Here is a 16,792-nt window from a genome sequence, read left to right as displayed (position 1 = left end):
CGAACCGGATCCAGCCGCGGCGGACGGATCAGGCCCGGCCGGCCGACGGGACCGGACTCATCCGGCCGACGCCGCCTTCAAAGCCGCCGCCCGCTTCAGCGCGGCGTCCCGCCTGCGCACGTACCAGACGCCGATCAGCCCCAGCCCGCCCCCGGCCAGGCACGTCCACAGCCACCACAGGTGTCCGTGGTCCTGGAGCCAGCCGTAGAAGGGGAGCTGGACCAGGAAGAGGACGAACCACACGATCGTGCCGCCGGTGATCGTGGCGACCACGGGCCCCTCCAGGGGCTCCGGCGCCTCGTGCTTGGGGGTCCACTTAGCCATGGGCACAGCTTATGTGCCGCCCGTGTCTACGCGCGGAGATAGCGAACTTCCCCTCATACCTTCATACTGAAACCGTTTGTCTTTGACCGCTTCTGATCGTATGAAACTCCAACAGGGCTCGGGGGAACCCTGCTGGGGATGAGGTCCTCCATGTCCACCTCGGCTCCCGCCAAGGCCCCCACCCCCGAAAGGCCGGGGGGTTCGCCCGCTTACGGCGCCCTCGACCGCTTCTTCAAGATCTCCGAGCGCGGCAGCAGCATCGCCCGTGAGGTGCGCGGCGGTTTCGCCACCTTCTTCGCGATGGCGTACATCATCGTGCTGAACCCGATCATCCTCGGCAGCGCGAAGGACATGTACGGGCACCACCTGGACAACGGCCAGCTGGTGACGGCCACCGCGCTGACGGCCGCGTTCACCACGCTGCTGATGGGTGTCATCGGCAACGTGCCGATCGCGCTCGCCGCCGGCCTCGGTGTGAACTCGGTCGTGGCGCTCCAGCTCGCGCCGCGCATGTCCTGGCCGGACGCCATGGGCATGGTCGTCCTCGCCGGTTTCGTGGTCATGCTGCTGGTCGCCACCGGCCTGCGCGAGCGCGTGATGAACGCGGTGCCGTTCGGCCTGCGCAAGGCGATCGCGATCGGTATCGGCCTGTTCATCATGCTGATCGGCCTGGTCGACTCCGGCTTCGTCACCCGGATGCCGGACGCCGCCCAGACCACCGTCCCGGTCCAGCTGGGCACCGGCGGTCACCTCACCGGCTGGCCGGTGCTGATCTTCATCCTCGGTACGCTGCTCACCTTCGCGCTGATGGTCCGCAAGGTGCCGGGCGCGATCCTCATCTCCATCGTCGGCATGACCGTCCTCGCCGTGATCATCAACGCGGTCGCCACGATCCCCTCCTGGGGCCTGACGGTCCCGAAGTGGCCGGGCAACCCGGTCGGCAGCCCCGACTTCGGCCTGATCGGCCAGGTCAGCCTGTTCGGCGGCTTCTCCAAGGTCGGCGTGCTGACCGGCATCCTGTTCGTCTTCACGGTCCTGCTGTCGTGCTTCTTCGACGCGATGGGCACGATCATGGGCATCGGCGACGAGGCCAAGCTGACCGACGCCGAGGGCTACATGCCCGGCATCAACAAGGTCCTCTTCGTCGACGGCCTCGCGGTCGCGGCGGGCGGTGCCAGCTCCTCCTCGGCCACCACCGCCTTCGTGGAGTCCACGGCCGGTGTCGGCGAGGGCGCCCGCACCGGCCTCGCGAACGTCGTCACGGGCGGCCTCTTCGCCGTGGCGCTGTTCCTCACCCCGGTCGCCACGATGGTCCCGTCCCAGGCGGCCACCCCGGCGCTGGTCGCGGTCGGTTTCCTGATCCTGTCGAACTCCGTCAAGGAGATCGACTGGGCGGACTACACCATCGCCGTCCCGGCCTTCGTGACGATGCTGATGATGCCGTTCACCTACTCGATCACGAACGGCATCGGCATGGGCTTCATCACCTTCACCCTGCTGCGCCTGGCCGCCGGCCGGGGCCGGGAGGTCCCGGTGCCGATGTACGTCGTCTCGGCCGTCTTCACCTTCTACTACCTGATGCCGGCCCTGGGCCTCACCTGAGCCCGCGCGGGAGCCGTCAGGTGACCCCGTAGAACCTCTCCGTCTCCTCGACGGCGGTCTGGAACCGCTCGTCGAAGTCATCCCGAATGAGCGTCCGGACGACATAGTCCTGGACGCTCATTCCTCTTTTCGCCGCGTGGTGCCGGAGCCGCTCCAGCAGCTCCCCGTCTATCCGCAGGCTCAGCACAGTGGTCCCCATGCCTACGAGGGTCGCCACACCGGGCCGTCCGATGCGTCACTTTCCGGAACCGGCTCACTCGTACGGGTGATCGTCGGGCGCAGTGGCGGGGGTCACGGGCGGCACGGGCGCGCCCGACTGCTCTTTAGCGAGAGTAATGAGTTACGCTAAGGAACATGCCGGATCTTTCCCATGGCGACGACGCTGCCGCCGTGAACGCCCTCCGCTCCGCCGTGATGCGGCTGTCCCGTCGGCTCAAGCACCAGCGGGTCGACGAGTCGCTGAGCCCCACCGAGATGTCGGTGCTCGGCACCCTCGCCCGCTGCGGCAGCGCCACCCCGGGCGAACTCGCCCGCAAGGAACACGTCCAGCCGCCGTCGATGACCCGCATCGTGGCGCTGCTGGAGGCCAAGGGCCTGGTCCGGCTGGAGCCGCACCCCGAGGACCGGCGCCAGAAGGTCGTCACCCAGACCGAGCAGGCCGAGGCCATGCTGGAGGAGAGCCGCCGCAAGCGGAACGCCTTCCTGGCCGGCCTGGTCGAGGGCCTCGACGAGGACGAGTGGGCCGCCCTGCGTGCCGCCGCCCCCGTACTGGAGAAGCTCGCACACCTGTAAGCGCACCACCGAAGGAGGCGAACCCTTTTGAGTACGGGATCCGGAACACCTTCCGCCCCCGCACCAACCACCCCCACCCCCCGTACCTCTCGTACGTCCTCGATGTTCAGCTCGCTGAAGATCCGGAACTACCGCCTCTTCTTCCTCGGCCAGGTCGTCAGCAATACGGGGACCTGGATGCAGCGCATCGCCCAGGACTGGCTCGTCCTCGGCCTGACCGGTTCCTCCGCGGCCGTCGGTATCACGACGGCCCTGCAGTTCCTGCCGATGCTGCTGTTCGGCCTGTACGGCGGCGTCCTCGTGGACCGCCTGCCCAAGCGGCCCACCCTGCTGGTCACCCAGACCGCGATGGCCGTCACCGGTCTCGCGCTCGCCGCGCTGACCCTCTCCGGCCAGGTCCAGGTCTGGCACGTCTACGTCGCCGCGTTCGCCGTCGGCCTCGCCACGGTGGTCGACAACCCGGCCCGGCAGTCCTTCGTCTCCGAGATGGTCGGCCCCGGGCAGCTGCAGAACGCGGTCAGCCTGAACTCGGCGAACTTCCAGTCCGCCCGGCTGGTCGGCCCCGCCGTCGCCGGCCTCATGATCACCGGGGTGGGCACCGGCTGGGCGTTCCTCGCCAACGGCCTGTCCTTCGCCGCGCCGATCGCCGGCCTGCTGCTGATGCGCGCCCGCGAGCTGCACGTGGTCGAGCGCGCGCCGCGCGGCAAGGGCCAGCTGCGGGAGGGCCTCGGCTATGTCGCGAAGCGGCCGGAGCTGATCTGGCCGATTGTCCTGGTCGGCTTCATCGGCACCTTCGGCTTCAACTTCCCGGTGTGGCTGTCCGCCTACGCCGACGACGTCTTCGACGCCGGTGCCGGCGCCTACAGCCTCTTCAACACCCTGATGGCCGTCGGCTCCCTGGTCGGCGCCCTGCTGGCCGCCCGGCGCGGCACGGCCCGGCTGCGCGTCCTGATCGCCGCCGCGCTGGCCTTCGGCACGCTGGAGACCGTGGCCGCGGTGGCCCCGTCGTACTGGCTGTTCGCGCTGCTCATGGTGCCGATCGGGGTGTTCGGCCTGACGGTGAACGTCACCGCGAACACGGCCGTGCAGATGGCCACCGACCCGGCCATGCGCGGCCGGGTCATGGCCCTGTTCATGATGGTGTTCATGGGCGGTACGCCGCTGGGCGCGCCGGTGGTCGGCTGGGTCACCGACACCTACGGCGCCCGGATCGGCTTCGCGGCCGGCGGTGTGGTGTCGGCCGTGGCCGCCGCCGCGGTCGGCCTGGTCCTGGCCCGCGTCGGCGGCCTGCGCCTGTCGGTGGGCTGGCACCACGGCCACCCGCGGGTCCGCTTCGTCCCGCGCGAACAGGAGCAGCTGGCGACGGCCGCGTGACCGTCGCCGGCCGGCCGGAGGTCCCGGGGCCTAGTCGACCCTCCGGGCCAGTACCTGCCCCGGCCAGTCGTTCGGGCCGTGGGTGTAGGGGTGCGTCGGGGTGAAGCCGTTGGCCTCGTAGTAGGCGACGAGCCTGCGGTTGCCGCCCGCGTAGCAGTCCACGCGCAGCAGCCCCACGCCGGCCCGCCGGGTCACCTCGGCCGCGTGCTCGAGCAGGGCGCTGCCCGCGCCCTGCCCCTTGAAGCGGCGGTCGGAGGCGAGCCAGTGGATGTACCGCTCGGGCTCGCCGGGCGGCGGCAGGTGGGACAGGTAGGACCCGGGCCCGTCGGTGAGGGTGAGGGTGGCGGCCGGGACGCCGTCCACCTCGGCGATGTACGTGGTGCCCTCGTCCATGGCCCGCGCGACCGCCTGCACCGCCTTCTCGTGTCCCGACAGGGGCTCGGTGCCCCACTGCACGGTGCGTCCCTGTGAGACCAGCCACTCCACACTGCTGTCGAGCATGCCGAGTATCACGGGCAGGTCGTCCGGGCCGCCTTCTCGAATGGTGATCGCCATGGCCCCATCATGCAGCCCGGGGTCTGGGATCGTGAGGCCATGAGACTCTTCGCCGCCGTACTGCCCCCCGAGGACATCGTCGACGAACTCGCCGCCGAGGTGGCCCGGTTGCGGCAGCTGCCGGACGCCGGCCGGCTGCGCTGGACCGACCGCCCCGGCTGGCACTTCACCCTCGCCTTCTACGGCGAGGTGCCCGACGACGTCGTACCCGCCCTGTCGGACCGGCTGGCCCGCGCGGCCCACCGGTCGGCGCCCTTCTCCCTCGCCCTCGCCGGCGGCGGCCAGTTCGGCCGGGGCCGCGCGCTGTGGACGGGCGCCCAGGGCGACGTGGAGGCGCTGCGGCTGCTGGCCGACCGGGCGGAGGCGGCGGCGCGCAAGGCGGGGGTGCCGATGGAGGAGCACCGGCGGTACAAGGCCCATCTGACGCTGGCCCGCAGCCGGGAGGCGGTCGATGTACGGCCGTACGTGCGGCTGCTCGCCGAGTTCGCCGGGCGGAGCTGGACCGTGGCCGACGCGGCGCTGGTGCGCAGCCGGCTGCCGACGTCCGGGGTGCCGGGGGAGCAGCCGCGGTACGAGGTGGTCGAGCGCTGGGCACTGGGCGGGGCCGGTTAGTCTCGACTACGTGGACCCGAAAACCCGGAACCGGATCATGGCCGGTGCGCTTGTTCTTCTGTTCGTCGTGGTGGCCCTGGCCTCGGCGGTGCGGTAGCGGTCGGTCTGCGCGCCCAGAGGGCGGGGGCTGCGGCTGCTTCGGCGGCCGCGGGCCGTCCGTGGCTGGTCGCGCCGACGCGGCGGAGCCGCATGTCGCATGCAGCCCCGCCGCCCCTTCGGGCGCCGACCCTTCCCGGCGCCTACCAGGCGAAGGCCTCCGGGGACGGGCCCGGGCCCGGGAAGATCTCGTCCAGGCTCTTCAGCAGTTCCTCGCCGAGTTCCAGCTCCACCGCCCTGAGCGCCGACTCCAGCTGCTCGGCGGTGCGCGGGCCGACGATCGGGCCGGTCACGCCGGGCCGGGTGAGCAGCCAGGCCAGGGCCACCTCGCCGGGCTCCAGGCCATGCTTGTCGAGCAGGTCCTCGTAGGCCTGGATCTGCGCGCGGGCCGACGGGTCGTTGAGCGTGTCGGCGGCCCGGCCGGAGGCGCGGCGGCCGCCCTGGACCTCCTTCTTGATGATCCCGCCCAGCAGCCCGCCGTGCAGCGGCGACCACGGGATGACACCGAGGCCGTAGTCCTGTGCGGCGGGGATGACCTCCATCTCGGCGCGGCGCTCGGCGAGGTTGTACAGGCACTGCTCGCTGACCAGGCCCATGGTGCCGCCGCGGCGGGCGGCGATCTCGTTGGCCTGGGCGATCTTGTAGCCGGGGAAGTTGCTGGAGCCGACGTAGAGGATCTTGCCCTGCTGGACGAGGACGTCCATCGCCTGCCAGATCTCCTCGAACGGGGTGTTCCGGTCGATGTGGTGGAACTGGTAGAGGTCGATGTAGTCGGTCTGCAGCCGCTTCAGGCTGGCGTCCACCGCGCGCCGGATGTTCAGCGCGGAGAGCTTGTCGTGGTTGGGCCAGACGGTCGTGCCGTCCGGATCCATGGTGCCGTACACCTTGGTGGCGATGACGGTCTTCTCGCGCCGTCCGCCGCCCTTGGCGAACCAGTTGCCGATGATCGACTCGGTCCGGCCCTTGTTCTCGCCCCAGCCGTAGACGTTGGCGGTGTCGAAGAAGTTGATGCCCGCGTCCAGCGCCGCGTCCATGATGGCGTGGCTGTCGGTTTCGTCGGTCTGCGGGCCGAAGTTCATCGTCCCGAGGACGAGCCGGCCGACCTTGAGTCCCGTGCGTCCGAGCTGCGTGTACTCCATGGTCCACCAGCCAACGGCTTGGAGTGCGCTCTATGCAAGGGCCTTCGGGGGTGGGGGTGGCTAGTCGCGGGGGAAGTCGTCGGTTGTGAGGACGAGGTCGACCACGGTGCCGGTCAGGTCGACGTCGGTGCCGAAGTCCACCCGTGTGCTCACGGCGTAGTCGCCGTCCTTGGGGTCGGTGTGGACGAGGCACCGCCGCTGGTAGGGGTCGGCGATGAGATACACCGGGACCTCGGCGGCAGCGTAGGCCGTCCGCTTGGGGCCGTAGTCGTTGTGTGCCGTGCCCTTCGAGATGACCTCTGCCACGAACTCGACGTCACCGCAGCGCCAGAGCCCCCCGGGCGTCTTCTCGGCGCCCTCGGCGATGAGCGTGACGTCGGAGCAGAATCCGTTGAGATGACCCGGGTAGTCGATGCGGACGTCCGACTTGACGCGCTTGCGCGGGAACTTGGTGCGCAGCTGCTCGTAGATGTCGGCGATGATCTCCCAGTGGGTGTCCCGCTGCGGCGTCATGAAGATGGCCCCCTCGACGATCTCGACCTTGTATCCCTCGGGGGTGGTCCGCTCAAGCGACTCGAACAGGGCGTCCAGAGTCAGCTCCTCGCTCTCCTCGGCCATCTCGATCCTGTCTTCGAGGACGGTCATCGTGGCGCTCCTCCCCGGCTGCCCGCACACAGGTGCAGCCGCGCAGTACAACGATAGGCAGCACGACGAGGAGACGCCGGGTTTCGGTCAGCTCGTTCCCGCCGCGTACGCCTGTCCGACCCCCCACGCCTCCCACATCGCCCCCGCGAACGCCTCGGCGATCCGGTGCTCCCCGCGCGCGTTGGGATGCGTGCCGTCGTAGGTGTCGGCGTGGATGTCGTACCCCTCCGGCGGCGAGGCGAGCAGGAGGGGCGAGCGCGGCTCGTCCAGGTCGGCGACCGCCTTGGCGAGCAGGACGTTGAACCGGTCCACCTGCTCGGCGAAGAGCGGGTCGGCTGCCGCCCGGATGTTCGGGATGACCGGCAGCAGCACCATCCGGATGCGCGGGTCCGCCTCACGCGCGCCCGCCACGAAGGCCCGTACGTTCTCCGCCGTCTGCTCGGCGTTCGTGTAGAAGCCCAGGTCGATCAGGCCGAGCGAGACCAGCAGGACGCCGGGGCGGTGGGCGCGGACCGCCTCGCCGATCAGCGGGGCCATGTGCAGCCAGCCCTCGCCCCAGCCCGCGAGGTGGGCGCGCGGGAAGCCGGGGTCGGCGTAGGCGAGGGACGTCGGGGCGTCGGCCTGCTGGTCGTACAGCGTCTCGCGCGGGCCGACGAAGGTGAACGGCCCGCCGTACGTCACGCACAGGTGCTGCCACAGCCGGTAACGCCATGTGTGTTCGCCCGCGCTCCCGATCGTCATGGAGTCGCCCACGGGCATGAACCTAAGCATTCGCTCATCATGGACGATCGCTGTGACGCATGGGATCCGTGGTGCTTGTGAGGAGGACCACGTCCACCCGGCCCGGGGCGGCCCGGTGCCCGCCGCCCGCCCTCGCTCCACCGGCCCGCGCCCGCGGATGCGGCGGCCGTGCCCCCTGAACCCCGGGCGGTGATGGCAGGCTTGGGGGCATGCGTCGATCGTTCGCCGTCCTCGCCGGGGTGCTGCTCACCGGCGCCTGCGCGCTGCCCGCCTCCGCCGCCGACGGAACCGCCGAGGGGAGGGGGGACCAGGGGTTCACCCTCAAGGACCCCCGGATCACCGAGTCCAGCGGGCTCGCCGCCTCCCGGCTGCACCCGGGCGTCTACTGGACGCACAACGACAGCGACGACGGGCCGTACCTCTACGCCGTGGACAGCGCCACGGGGAAGACCGTCGCCCGGATCACCCTGCGCGGCATCGGCTCCCCGCGGGACGTCGAGGCCATCTCCATCGGGCCGCACAACGAGATCTACGTCGGCGACATCGGCGACAACTTCGGCGGCAGGTGGCCCTACGTGTGGATCTACCGGCTGCCGGAGCCGAAGAAGCTGACCGACCAGACCGTCACGGCCACGCAGTACGTCGTGAAGTACTCCGACGGGCCGCGCGACGCCGAGTCGCTGCTCGTCCACCCCAGGACCGGGCGCGTCTACATCATCGACAAGAAGGAGGACGGCGGGCACCTGTACGAGGGCCCGGCCACCCTCTCCACCTCGGGCGCGAACGTCTTCAGGCCCCTCGCGGCCGTCGACCTGTGGGCCACCGACGCCGCCTTCTCCCCGGACGGCCGGCACCTCGCCGTGCGCGGCTACTTCGGCGGCATCCACTACGACTGGAACGGCGGCCGCATCGAGCGCAAGGGCCGTCTGGACGTCCCGTTGCAGGGGCAGGGGGAGTCCGTGTCGTACTCCGCCGACGGCAGCAAGCTGATGTACGGCAGCGAGGGCGCGGACAGCGCCGTACAGGCCGTCGACGCCCCCGACCGGCCCGCCGCCGCCAAGTCACCATCCCGGGGCGGCGGTTCGGGCGCCACGGCGGACGGGTCCGGCACCGGTCTCAAGGTCGGCGCCGTGATCGTCGCGGTCGGCGTGGCGGCCCTGTTCGGTCTGCGCCGGCTGCGGCGCGGCTGAGCAGGACGCAGGCCCCTGCCGCCTCGTCCGGGCGCGGACGGAAATCAGCCCGTTCCGGTTCTCCTCCGCAAGTCCCTTTCCCTGTCCACCGGAAGGTGGAGCAAGACCGCCCCGCAGATGGATTCGTACGCCCCCCTGGACACGAAATCGTCGTTCCGTCCCGTAAGTTGACGGAAAGGAACGTCCATCGTGCGGATAGGACGCTTGGCGCCCTTGCTCGCCGCGGGGGTCACGGCGACCCTCGTCCCCGCCCTCGCCCCGGCGCAGGCCTCCGCGGCGGAACCGCTGGGGAGGTTCGCAAGCCAGAAGCCCGCGTGGCACAGATGCGACGCGTCACAGCCCGCCGCGTTCCAGTGCGCCACGATCAAGGTGCCGCTCGACTACAGCCGCCCCGACGGCAAGACGATCAAGCTGGCCGTCTCCCGGCTGAAGACCAGCGTCCCCGGCAAGCGGCACGGCGTGCTCCTCTTCAACCCCGGCGGTCCGGGCGGCGAGGGCCTGGACATGCCCGCCATGATGAAGGAGATGCTGCCCAAGAAGGTCCGCGAGCAGTACGACCTCGTCGGGTTCGACCCGCGCGGCGTGGGCCGCAGCACCCCGGTCACCTGCGGCCTCACGGGGACCGAGCAGAACAGCGAGCACCCCTACAAGGCGGAGACGTTCAACCGCGACGTCAAGTGGGCCCGGACCGTCGCCGACAAGTGCCGTACGAAGAGCGGCGACAAGCTCCCGTACATCACCACCCGCAACACCGCCCGTGACATGGACGTCATCCGCGCGGTCCTGGGCGAGAAGAAGCTCTCCTACCTGGGGTACTCCTACGGCACGTACCTCGGCGCCGTCTACGCGCAGTTGTTCCCCCAGCGCACCGACCGCTTCGTGCTGGACAGCTCCGTCGACCCGGCCCGGATCTGGCGCGGCATGCTCCAGATCTGGGCGGAGGGCAGCGAGCCGGCGTTCACCCGCTGGACGAAGTGGACCGCGCAGCACCACCGCACCTACAAGCTCGGCACCACCCCGGCCCAGGTGCGCAAGACGTTCTGGAACCTGGTCGCCCGCGCCGACCGCACCCCCATCGACGACGGCGGCCAGAAGTTCACCGGCGACGACATCCGGTCCGGCCTGCGCGCCGCGTTCTTCAGCCCCAAGTACGCGGCCGAGGCGGTGGCCGAACTCAAGAAGGCCGCGGCCGGCCACGGCTCCTCCCGCCACGCCCTCCTGCCGCCCGCGGCCCGGCAGGCACCCCGCTGGGCTTCCGCGTCTGCGGGGTCCGGGGTCGCGCAGCCCCCGGCGGACAACGGCAGCGTCGCCTTCTGGTCGGTGCTCTGCGGTGACACCGCGGCCTGGTCGCACGACCCGGAGCAGTACCGGCGGGACGCGATCCGGGACAAGGCCAGGTATCCGCTCTACGGCGACTTCGGCTCCAACATCACGCCCTGCGCGTTCTGGGACAAGCCGGTCGAGCCCGTCGTCACGGTCGACAACAAGGTCCCCCTGATGACCGTCCAGAACCAGTGGGACTCCCAGACCCCCCTGGCCAGCGGCCTCGGCATGCACCGCGCCCTGAAGGGCTCCCGCATGGTGTACGTCAAGGGCGGCGAGGGCCACGGCGTCTACGGCGGCGACCCGCGCTCCTGCGCCGACGGCAACGTCAACGCCTACCTGGCCACCGGGAAGCTCCCGTCCCGGGACGTCACCTGCAAGCCGTCCGGCAGGCAGGGCCTGGGCGTGAAGCCGTCGCTGGTCCCGAGTTTCTGACCCGCTGACCCACGAGGGGCGCCCGGTGCCGGTTCACCGGGCGCCCTTTCGTTCAGGCGCCGAGCGGGCAGGGAAGCGCCGGCATCCCGCGGTTGGGGGAGCAGGTGACCAGGGCCAGCGAGAGGTACGAGGGACGTTCGAGGTAGAACCCGAGCGAGACGTCACCCCCCGAGCCCAGCCGTTCGGAGGCGGAGACGACGAGGGCCTTCAGACGCGTGCCGCTGCGCTCCGTCCCGGACGCGAACCGGGGCGCGTACTCGGCCAGACGGTCACTCAGCCACGCCGCGGCCGCGTCCGGGTCCGGCCACGTGCCACGCACCAGCGAACGCGGCTTGACGAGCCAGTACGCCGTTTCGATCGGCGGCAGGTCCGACTTGGGGAACTCCGTGGCCACCTCCCGGTACCGCAGGATCACTTCCGGCTTGCTCTCCGCCGGGGGCGGGTCGGGGTGGGGCGGCCGGCGCAGGGCTTCCTGGTCGAAACGGTCCTTTGGGCCGGCCCAGAGATAGGCATGGTGGTGCACGGGCGTGTCCAGTTCGCCGAGGCGGACCGGTCCCGGCCAGGACCGTGCCCGACCGGGACCAGTGGGAGGAGGGGGCCGGCTCAGACGGGCAGCCCGAACCGCGCCGGGTCGATCCCGGCCACGGCCAACTCCTCGGTGCTGAACCGCAACGGCTCCTTGTCGGGCCGCTTGCCGTCACCGAGGGCCCAGGCGTCCTGCCCGATCCGGGCGAGGATCAGGCACGACTCGCCGTCCGGGTGGGTGTTGCCCCCGCACGCCGTCACGAACGAGACCCCGCTGAGGTCTAGGGCGTACAGGTCGTTTCCGTTCACCATGGGTGGCACCTTCCTGCTCCGCTGCGGGAGCCGAGTGGGTGTGGATTCGAGAGGTGACCGTAGGGCGGCGGGACGGAGCAAGTAGGCGAATATTCGCGGTTATTCTCGCGTCGTCACTCTAGATGCATGGACTTTCACTCAGAGACACCGACATGCTGAGGGCCGACATCGTCAACACCCAGGGGGTGGTTGGGCATGGGGCGTCGGTTGCGGTTCAACGGGACGGGGAGCAGCGGTGGCGGGTGTCCGTCCGTGCACGAGGACTTGGACAGCGGTGAGGTGATTGTGCACGGCCCCCGGCTCACCGACCCGGAGGACATCGCGCAGCTCCAGCACCTTTCGGCGGAAGAGGTCGCGGTCGTGGTTCCGCGTGAGTTACTGGTCGACTGGACGCCGAAGGAGAAGACGCGGCAGGTACGGACGATCGATCTGGATGAATTCAGCGATCTGTTCGGCAAGTTCGAGCACACCGCTTGGCGACTGGAGACACGTCGGCGGTACGCGAGCGACGAGGCCAACGACAACTGGCGGCAGTTCGTGGAGACGGGGCAAGCGGACTGGACGTTCGACAATCCGTACTGCAAGACGATCCGCGAGCAGACCGACCACGGCAAGCGCGTCGAACGCGTACGCATCGTGGACCAACCGCCGACCACAGGTCAGCTGTACCTCCTCGACAACGCCAAGCGGAACAGTGCCATGGGTGAGGACATCCGCAATCTGTGGCGCGCCGACGCGGACCGGCTCCGGCTGCCCGCCGAGGACTTCTGGCTGTTCGACAGCCGCCTCATCGCCCTCCTGCGGTTCGATGACGACGATCAGCTCACGCACGTGGACCTGATCACCGAGCCCGCAGAGGTGGTGCGCTGCTGCATGGTGAGGGATGCTGCTTGGCACCACGCCGTACCGTGGAAGCAGTTCACGGCGGAGATGCACAGCGACGCGTAGGGACCAGAGCGGGTACCGGTGAGCACGGACTATCAGAGGGCACGTGAGGAACTGGGCCGCAGGCTCAGGGAGTTGCGTTGGGAGAGCCCCGAAGGCCGGCTCACCGGTGTCCAGCTCGCGCAGCGGCTGGGTTGGCGGCAGTCAAAGGTCAGCAAGCTGGAGAACGGCAGGCAGACTCCCACGGACGACGACCTGCGGGCATGGGCCGAGGCCGTCGGGCAGCCAGCCGTGTTCCCGGAACTGCGTTCACGCCTGCGGGGCTTCGAAAGTCACATTCGTTCGTGGCGACGTCAGCTCGCGGCAGGGCACGCTCCCGTCCAGGAAACCTGGAACACCCTCGTATCCAGCAGCACGACCCAGCACGCACTGAGCACCGCCGCCGTCAGCGGCATGCTCCAGACGGCCGACTACGCCCGGCACGTTTTCGAGCAGCACGCAAAACTCCAGCAGTCACCGAGGGACACGGATGCCGCAGTGCGGGCCCGTCTGAAACGGCAGGAATGGCTGTACCGGCCGGGCAAGCGGTTGAACGTGCTCATGGCTGAAGCCGTGTTGTGGGGTCGGATATGCCCACCGGACGTACTGGCGGCCCAACTCGATCGTCTCCTGGGCGTGGTGGGCATGGATACCGTCCACCTCGGCATCCTGCCACTGGATGGCGCGCTGCCGCTGACGGTGGGCAACTCCTTCAACGTGCTGGACGAGCGCCTGGTCGTGGTCGAGGACTGGCACGCCGAACTCTGGCTGGACGATGCCGAAACGATCGCTCTCTACCGCCGCGTCTGGGACACCTTCGCCGAGTCGGCCGTCTACGGCGCCGAGGCCCAGCAGGTGATCGCCCGCGTCCGCCGGAGCATCAAGGTCTGAGGACGTACAGCCGTACGACGTCGTCGGAGGATTCCCACAGGGGTGCCGTCGGCCGGGGCGGCACCTGCCGGCACTCCTCGTCGCGGGGAAACGGCAGCCAGCGGCCGGCGGCACGGCAGCGTTTGAACCAGCGGCGCCACCGGGCGTCGTAGGGGCTCGGCTTACGAACGGTCCGGAACACCGGCCACCGCCCCGGGGGTGAGCGTGAACCGGGCCCACACGGTCTTGGTGTACGGCCCCTGCCGGTGCCCCCACGTGTCGGCCAAGGCTTCCACGAGCGCGAGCCCCCGCCCGCCCTCCTCGTCCGGGCCGGGGTCGCGGAGGCGGGGGAGCCGGTCCCGGTCCGGGTCGGAGACCTCCAGCACCAGCTCCGTGCCGTACAGCACGAGCGTCACCCGGACGCGGGCGTGGGAAACGAGGCAGTGGGTCACGGCGTTGGTGACGAGTTCGTTCGCCGACAGGATCGCCCGGTCGGCCATGTCGTCGGTGATGCCCCAGTCCGCGAGGGCCTTGCGGACGTAGTGCCGGGCGGTGGGGACGTGCTGGCTGCGGGTGGGGATGCGGAAGGTTTCGGTTGCGAGCATGCGGCTGAACCTAGGAATACATGCAGAGCCGCTGCAATGAGAACCGAGAAATATATGCACTGGTTTCACTCGATCGTGTTATGCACGCTTCTCACGGCCAACTGGTGTGGCACGGTTGCCGACGGAGAAAGGAGGCCCCATGCCCGCAGGTGGACGACCGACCGTGCGCAGCCGGCGACTTGGCACGGCGCTCAGGCAGTACCGACAGGCTGCCAGGCTGGACCAGCCGCAGGCCGCCGAGGTCATCGCCACAAGCCAGGCCAGGATCAGCCGCATCGAGAGCGGACACGCCACACCGCGCGTGATCGAAGTGCGGCTGCTGCTGGATGCTTATGGCGTCACCGATCCGGAAGTGCGGGCAAAGCTGGAGGAGTTGGCCAAACACTCCAAGAACCGGGGATGGTGGCTCGAACACGCGGAGCACCTCCGGCCGGACTACCTCGACCACATCGCGCTTGAGGACGACGCGACGTACATCCGTGAATGGCAGCCGGTCATGGTGCCGGGGCTCCTGCAAACCCCGGCCTATGCCGAAGCGGTTATCGCAGACGGCCCCCACTACATCGAGCCGGAGCGTGCCGCGCAGTTGGTGAAGGTGCGGATGGGCCGGCAGGCGAAGATCCTGGAGGGAGGGGCGTCCTACACGGCCATCATCTGGGAAGCGGTCGTCGCGCATCCGCTGATGAACGCCGAGATCCACCGCGAACAGTTGGCCGCACTCCTTGAGGCCGGTAAACGCAAGAACGTCACTGTGCAAGTGCTGCCGTTCAGCGCGGGTGCCCTGGCCGGATACTCCTCCGCCTTCTACTCCTTCAGTTTTGACGAGGAGCCGACGGTCGAAGCGGTGGCCATGGACAATCTGCGCGGCACCTCGGTCCTCGAAGGGGCGGAGGACCTTGCCGCTTACGCCAATGCATTCGACCTACTACGATCGGCAGCGCTGGCACCGGACGCGAGTGCGAAGCTCATCCGGGGGATACTGCGGAGCCTGAAGGAAGACACATCGTGACCGAGGTCGTAAGCCCCTTCTGGAAGTCGTCGTACTCGGGGCAGGAGAACGCCTGCGTAGAGGTCGCCGACACGGCCCCCGGCGGCCGAGCCGTCCGCGACAGCAAGCAGGACAACGGCCCCCTCCTCACCGTCTCCCGCGACAGCTGGCAGGCCTTCCTCCAGCAGTTCGCGTAGACATCGCACGCGACAACGCAGGGCGCCCGGCGATACGTACGCCGCCGGGCGCCCTTTCCGTTGACCGGATCGGGGCGTTGGAGCGGCGGGGTGGCCCGACGCGGACTGGGCGGAATTCATGGTGGCCGGTCTGGGCGAAGGTCCGGCCCGCGATCACTGGAGGAAACTGACGGCCGTGTACACCCCGAACTTCCCCGGCTTCGGCAGCGTGCGGGTTCTTGACCTGCGCCGACCTGGAGGTGTCGGCGCCCTGGTTCGACCGTTCCCTGACCGTGGAGACCGCCGAGGAACTGTTCGCCGGAGAGTGAGCCGTCGGGGTGCAGAGCGAAGGGCGCCCGGTGATTGCTCACCGGGCGCCCTTCACCGTCGTACTCGAAAACCGTCGTACGCGAGAAGTCAGAGCTTCTCGATCACGTAGTCCACGCACTTCGTCAGCGCCTCGACGTCCGCCGGGTCGATCGCCGGGAACATCGCGACGCGCAGCTGGTTGCGGCCGAGCTTGCGGTACGGCTCGGTGTCCACGATGCCGTTGGCGCGCAGCACCTTGGCGACGGCGGCCGCGTCGATCTCGTCGGAGAAGTCGATCGTGCCGATGACCTGGGAGCGCTTGGCCGGTTCGGAGACGAACGGCGTGGCGTACTTCGACTCCTCCGCCCAGCTGTACAGCCGGGTCGAGGAGTCCTTCGTGCGGGCCGTGGACCAGGCGAGGCCGCCCTGGCCGTTGAGCCACTCCAGCTGCTGGTTGAGCAGGAAGAGGGTGGCGAGGGCCGGGGTGTTGTACGTCTGGTTCTTGCGGGAGTTGTCGATCGCCGTGGGGAGCGAGAAGAACTCCGGGACGTGCCGGCCGGAGGCGTGGATCCGCTCGGCGCGCTCGATCGCGGCCGGGGAGAAGACGCCGATCCACAGGCCGCCGTCGGAGGCGAAGGACTTCTGCGGGGCGAAGTAGTAGACGTCGGTCTCGGCGATGTCGACCGGGAGGCCGCCCGCGCCGGAGGTGGCGTCCACGAGGACGAGCGCGCCCTCGTCGGCGCCGGCCACGCGCTTGATCGGCATGGCTACACCGGTGGAGGTCTCGTTGTGGGTGAAGGCGTAGACGTCGACGCCGGCCTCGGCCCGCGCCTCCGGATGGGTGCCGGGGTCGGAGGCGATGACGGTGGGCTCGGCCAGCCAGGGGGCGAGCTTTGCGGCCTTGGCGAACTTCGAGGAGAACTCACCGAAGTTCAGGTGCAGCGACTTGTTCTCGATCAGCCCGTGCGTGGCGATGTCCCAGAAGGCGGTGGAGCCGCCGTTGCCGAGGACGACCTCGTAGCCCTCGGGGAGGGAGAACAGCTCGGAGATGCCCTCGCGGACCTTGCCGACCAGGTTCTTCACCGGCGCCTGGCGGTGGGAGGTGCCCAGCAGGGACGTACCGGTGGCGGCGAGGGCGTCCAGCGCCTCGGTGCGCACCTTGGAGGGGCCAGCGCCGAAACGTCCGTCGGCGGGCTTGATGTCAGCGGGAATCTGGATGTCGGCCACGGGACGAGGTTAGCCGGTGGCGTAAAGC

21 protein-coding genes are annotated in these 16,792 nt (G+C 69.8%); 10 read left to right on the top strand and 11 right to left on the bottom strand.

The window, feature by feature from the left end; translation table 11 throughout:
- Positions 1 to 57: 57 nt before the first annotated feature.
- Complete coding sequence (locus S1361_RS18035) at positions 58 to 324, bottom strand: DUF2530 domain-containing protein (RefSeq protein ID WP_208032863.1); 267 nt, start codon at positions 322 to 324, stop codon at positions 58 to 60.
- A gap of 150 nt (positions 325 to 474) precedes the next feature.
- Between S1361_RS18035 and S1361_RS18030 the strand changes: the two genes are divergently transcribed.
- Positions 475 to 1,926 (top strand): NCS2 family permease, encoded by a 1,452-nt coding sequence (locus S1361_RS18030; RefSeq protein ID WP_208032862.1) that lies wholly within the window; start codon positions 475 to 477, stop codon positions 1,924 to 1,926.
- A gap of 16 nt (positions 1,927 to 1,942) precedes the next feature.
- Here S1361_RS18030 and S1361_RS18025 read toward each other — a convergent pair whose 3' ends face one another.
- Entirely contained in the window at positions 1,943 to 2,125 is a 183-nt protein-coding gene (locus S1361_RS18025; RefSeq protein ID WP_189985510.1) for a ribbon-helix-helix protein, CopG family, read from the bottom strand.
- A gap of 155 nt (positions 2,126 to 2,280) precedes the next feature.
- Between S1361_RS18025 and S1361_RS18020 the strand changes: the two genes are divergently transcribed.
- Positions 2,281 to 2,718, top strand: coding sequence for a MarR family winged helix-turn-helix transcriptional regulator (locus tag S1361_RS18020; protein ID WP_201833268.1), 438 nt, complete (start codon positions 2,281 to 2,283; stop codon positions 2,716 to 2,718).
- Between the two features lie 27 nt (positions 2,719 to 2,745).
- Positions 2,746 to 4,092 carry an MFS transporter gene (locus S1361_RS18015; RefSeq protein ID WP_425086769.1) on the top strand — a complete coding sequence of 449 codons (1,347 nt, stop codon included), beginning with the start codon at positions 2,746 to 2,748 and terminating at the stop codon, positions 4,090 to 4,092.
- Between the two features lie 30 nt (positions 4,093 to 4,122).
- Here the strand turns inward: S1361_RS18015 and S1361_RS18010 are convergent, their stop codons facing one another.
- Positions 4,123 to 4,647: a GNAT family N-acetyltransferase gene (locus tag S1361_RS18010; protein WP_208032860.1), complete on the bottom strand. Its 525-nt coding sequence runs from the start codon at positions 4,645 to 4,647 to the stop codon at positions 4,123 to 4,125.
- Positions 4,648 to 4,686: 39 nt separating this feature from the next.
- Here S1361_RS18010 and thpR point away from each other — a divergent pair, with 39 nt between their 5' ends.
- Positions 4,687 to 5,259, top strand: a complete 573-nt coding sequence (gene thpR, locus S1361_RS18005; RefSeq protein WP_208032859.1) for an RNA 2',3'-cyclic phosphodiesterase — start codon at positions 4,687 to 4,689, stop codon at positions 5,257 to 5,259.
- 239 nt (positions 5,260 to 5,498) lie between these two features.
- Here the strand turns inward: thpR and S1361_RS18000 are convergent, their stop codons facing one another.
- The 3 genes from S1361_RS18000 to S1361_RS17990 all read right to left on the bottom strand — a co-directional run bounded on the left by S1361_RS18000 (position 5,499) and on the right by S1361_RS17990 (position 7,910).
- Entirely contained in the window at positions 5,499 to 6,494 is a 996-nt protein-coding gene (locus S1361_RS18000) for an aldo/keto reductase (RefSeq protein ID WP_208032858.1), read from the bottom strand.
- Between the two features lie 60 nt (positions 6,495 to 6,554).
- Complete coding sequence (locus S1361_RS17995; protein ID WP_208032857.1) at positions 6,555 to 7,139, bottom strand: Uma2 family endonuclease; 585 nt, start codon at positions 7,137 to 7,139, stop codon at positions 6,555 to 6,557.
- Between the two features lie 87 nt (positions 7,140 to 7,226).
- Positions 7,227 to 7,910 carry a GDSL-type esterase/lipase family protein gene (locus S1361_RS17990; protein ID WP_208032856.1) on the bottom strand — a complete coding sequence of 228 codons (684 nt, stop codon included), beginning with the start codon at positions 7,908 to 7,910 and terminating at the stop codon, positions 7,227 to 7,229.
- 179 nt (positions 7,911 to 8,089) lie between these two features.
- On the opposite strand from S1361_RS17990, the gene S1361_RS17985 reads away from it, so the two are divergent.
- Entirely contained in the window at positions 8,090 to 9,070 is a 981-nt protein-coding gene (locus tag S1361_RS17985; RefSeq protein ID WP_208032855.1) for a WD40 repeat domain-containing protein, read from the top strand.
- Positions 9,071 to 9,259: 189 nt separating this feature from the next.
- The gene (locus tag S1361_RS17980; RefSeq protein ID WP_208032854.1) at positions 9,260 to 10,828 is read left to right on the top strand and encodes an alpha/beta fold hydrolase; all 1,569 of its coding nucleotides are present in this window, start codon (positions 9,260 to 9,262) and stop codon (positions 10,826 to 10,828) included.
- 52 nt (positions 10,829 to 10,880) lie between these two features.
- Here S1361_RS17980 and S1361_RS17975 read toward each other — a convergent pair whose 3' ends face one another.
- Both S1361_RS17975 and S1361_RS17970 read right to left on the bottom strand, forming a co-directional pair.
- Positions 10,881 to 11,351 carry a hypothetical protein gene (locus S1361_RS17975; RefSeq protein WP_208032853.1) on the bottom strand — a complete coding sequence of 157 codons (471 nt, stop codon included), beginning with the start codon at positions 11,349 to 11,351 and terminating at the stop codon, positions 10,881 to 10,883.
- Positions 11,352 to 11,431: 80 nt separating this feature from the next.
- Positions 11,432 to 11,665, bottom strand: coding sequence for a DUF397 domain-containing protein (locus S1361_RS17970; RefSeq protein ID WP_208032852.1), 234 nt, complete (start codon positions 11,663 to 11,665; stop codon positions 11,432 to 11,434).
- Between the two features lie 195 nt (positions 11,666 to 11,860).
- Between S1361_RS17970 and S1361_RS17965 the strand changes: the two genes are divergently transcribed.
- Together S1361_RS17965 and S1361_RS17960 are read left to right on the top strand one after the other, a co-directional pair.
- A complete protein-coding gene (locus tag S1361_RS17965; protein ID WP_208032851.1) occupies positions 11,861 to 12,613 on the top strand; it encodes a DUF6879 family protein in 753 nt (250 codons plus the stop codon).
- An 18-nt stretch (positions 12,614 to 12,631) separates the two neighbouring features.
- Positions 12,632 to 13,480 (top strand): helix-turn-helix domain-containing protein, encoded by an 849-nt coding sequence (locus tag S1361_RS17960; RefSeq protein ID WP_208032850.1) that lies wholly within the window; start codon positions 12,632 to 12,634, stop codon positions 13,478 to 13,480.
- On the opposite strand, the gene S1361_RS17955 is transcribed toward S1361_RS17960, so the two are convergent.
- Both S1361_RS17955 and S1361_RS17950 read right to left on the bottom strand, forming a co-directional pair.
- Entirely contained in the window at positions 13,470 to 13,661 is a 192-nt protein-coding gene (locus S1361_RS17955) for a hypothetical protein (RefSeq protein ID WP_208032849.1), read from the bottom strand. The two genes, S1361_RS17960 and S1361_RS17955, sit on opposite strands and share 11 nt — an antisense overlap.
- Positions 13,642 to 14,064, bottom strand: a complete 423-nt coding sequence (locus tag S1361_RS17950) for an ATP-binding protein (protein WP_208032848.1) — start codon at positions 14,062 to 14,064, stop codon at positions 13,642 to 13,644. Before S1361_RS17950 ends, S1361_RS17955 begins: the two co-directional genes overlap by 20 nt.
- 139 nt (positions 14,065 to 14,203) lie before the next feature.
- On the opposite strand from S1361_RS17950, the gene S1361_RS17945 reads away from it, so the two are divergent.
- Both S1361_RS17945 and S1361_RS17940 read left to right on the top strand, forming a co-directional pair.
- Positions 14,204 to 15,073, top strand: a complete 870-nt coding sequence (locus S1361_RS17945) for a helix-turn-helix domain-containing protein (protein ID WP_208032847.1) — start codon at positions 14,204 to 14,206, stop codon at positions 15,071 to 15,073.
- Positions 15,070 to 15,249, top strand: a complete 180-nt coding sequence (locus tag S1361_RS17940; protein ID WP_208032846.1) for a DUF397 domain-containing protein — start codon at positions 15,070 to 15,072, stop codon at positions 15,247 to 15,249. Before S1361_RS17945 ends, S1361_RS17940 begins: the two co-directional genes overlap by 4 nt.
- Positions 15,250 to 15,645: 396 nt before the next feature.
- On the opposite strand, the gene serC is transcribed toward S1361_RS17940, so the two are convergent.
- A complete protein-coding gene (gene serC / locus S1361_RS17935; RefSeq protein WP_208032845.1) occupies positions 15,646 to 16,764 on the bottom strand; it encodes a phosphoserine transaminase in 1,119 nt (372 codons plus the stop codon).
- Between the last annotated feature and the right edge of the window lie 28 nt (positions 16,765 to 16,792).

This window comes from Streptomyces cyanogenus (assembly GCF_017526105.1).
Taxonomy (GTDB): Bacteria; Actinomycetota; Actinomycetes; order Streptomycetales; family Streptomycetaceae; genus Streptomyces; species Streptomyces cyanogenus.
The sequence above is the reverse complement of the archived record's forward strand: the minus strand, read 5'-3'. Positions and strand labels throughout refer to the sequence as shown.

Excerpts from the sequence above, each read along its gene's own strand:
- S1361_RS18035 (WP_208032863.1), bottom strand. The coding sequence starts at position 324 with ATGGCTAAGTGGACCCCCAAGCACGAGGCGCCGGAGCCCCTGGAGGGG.
- S1361_RS18030 (WP_208032862.1), top strand. The coding sequence starts at position 475 with ATGTCCACCTCGGCTCCCGCCAAGGCCCCCACCCCCGAAAGGCCGGGG.
- S1361_RS18025 (WP_189985510.1), bottom strand. The coding sequence starts at position 2,125 with ATGGGGACCACTGTGCTGAGCCTGCGGATAGACGGGGAGCTGCTGGAG.
- S1361_RS18020 (WP_201833268.1), top strand. The coding sequence starts at position 2,281 with ATGCCGGATCTTTCCCATGGCGACGACGCTGCCGCCGTGAACGCCCTC.
- S1361_RS18010 (WP_208032860.1), bottom strand. The coding sequence starts at position 4,647 with ATGGCGATCACCATTCGAGAAGGCGGCCCGGACGACCTGCCCGTGATA.
- thpR (WP_208032859.1), top strand. The coding sequence starts at position 4,687 with ATGAGACTCTTCGCCGCCGTACTGCCCCCCGAGGACATCGTCGACGAA.
- S1361_RS18000 (WP_208032858.1), bottom strand. The coding sequence starts at position 6,494 with ATGGAGTACACGCAGCTCGGACGCACGGGACTCAAGGTCGGCCGGCTC.
- S1361_RS17995 (WP_208032857.1), bottom strand. The coding sequence starts at position 7,139 with ATGACCGTCCTCGAAGACAGGATCGAGATGGCCGAGGAGAGCGAGGAG.
- S1361_RS17990 (WP_208032856.1), bottom strand. The coding sequence starts at position 7,910 with ATGCTTAGGTTCATGCCCGTGGGCGACTCCATGACGATCGGGAGCGCG.
- S1361_RS17985 (WP_208032855.1), top strand. The coding sequence starts at position 8,090 with ATGCGTCGATCGTTCGCCGTCCTCGCCGGGGTGCTGCTCACCGGCGCC.
- S1361_RS17970 (WP_208032852.1), bottom strand. The coding sequence starts at position 11,665 with ATGGTGAACGGAAACGACCTGTACGCCCTAGACCTCAGCGGGGTCTCG.
- S1361_RS17965 (WP_208032851.1), top strand. The coding sequence starts at position 11,861 with ATGGGGCGTCGGTTGCGGTTCAACGGGACGGGGAGCAGCGGTGGCGGG.
- S1361_RS17950 (WP_208032848.1), bottom strand. The coding sequence starts at position 14,064 with ATGCTCGCAACCGAAACCTTCCGCATCCCCACCCGCAGCCAGCACGTC.
- S1361_RS17945 (WP_208032847.1), top strand. The coding sequence starts at position 14,204 with ATGCCCGCAGGTGGACGACCGACCGTGCGCAGCCGGCGACTTGGCACG.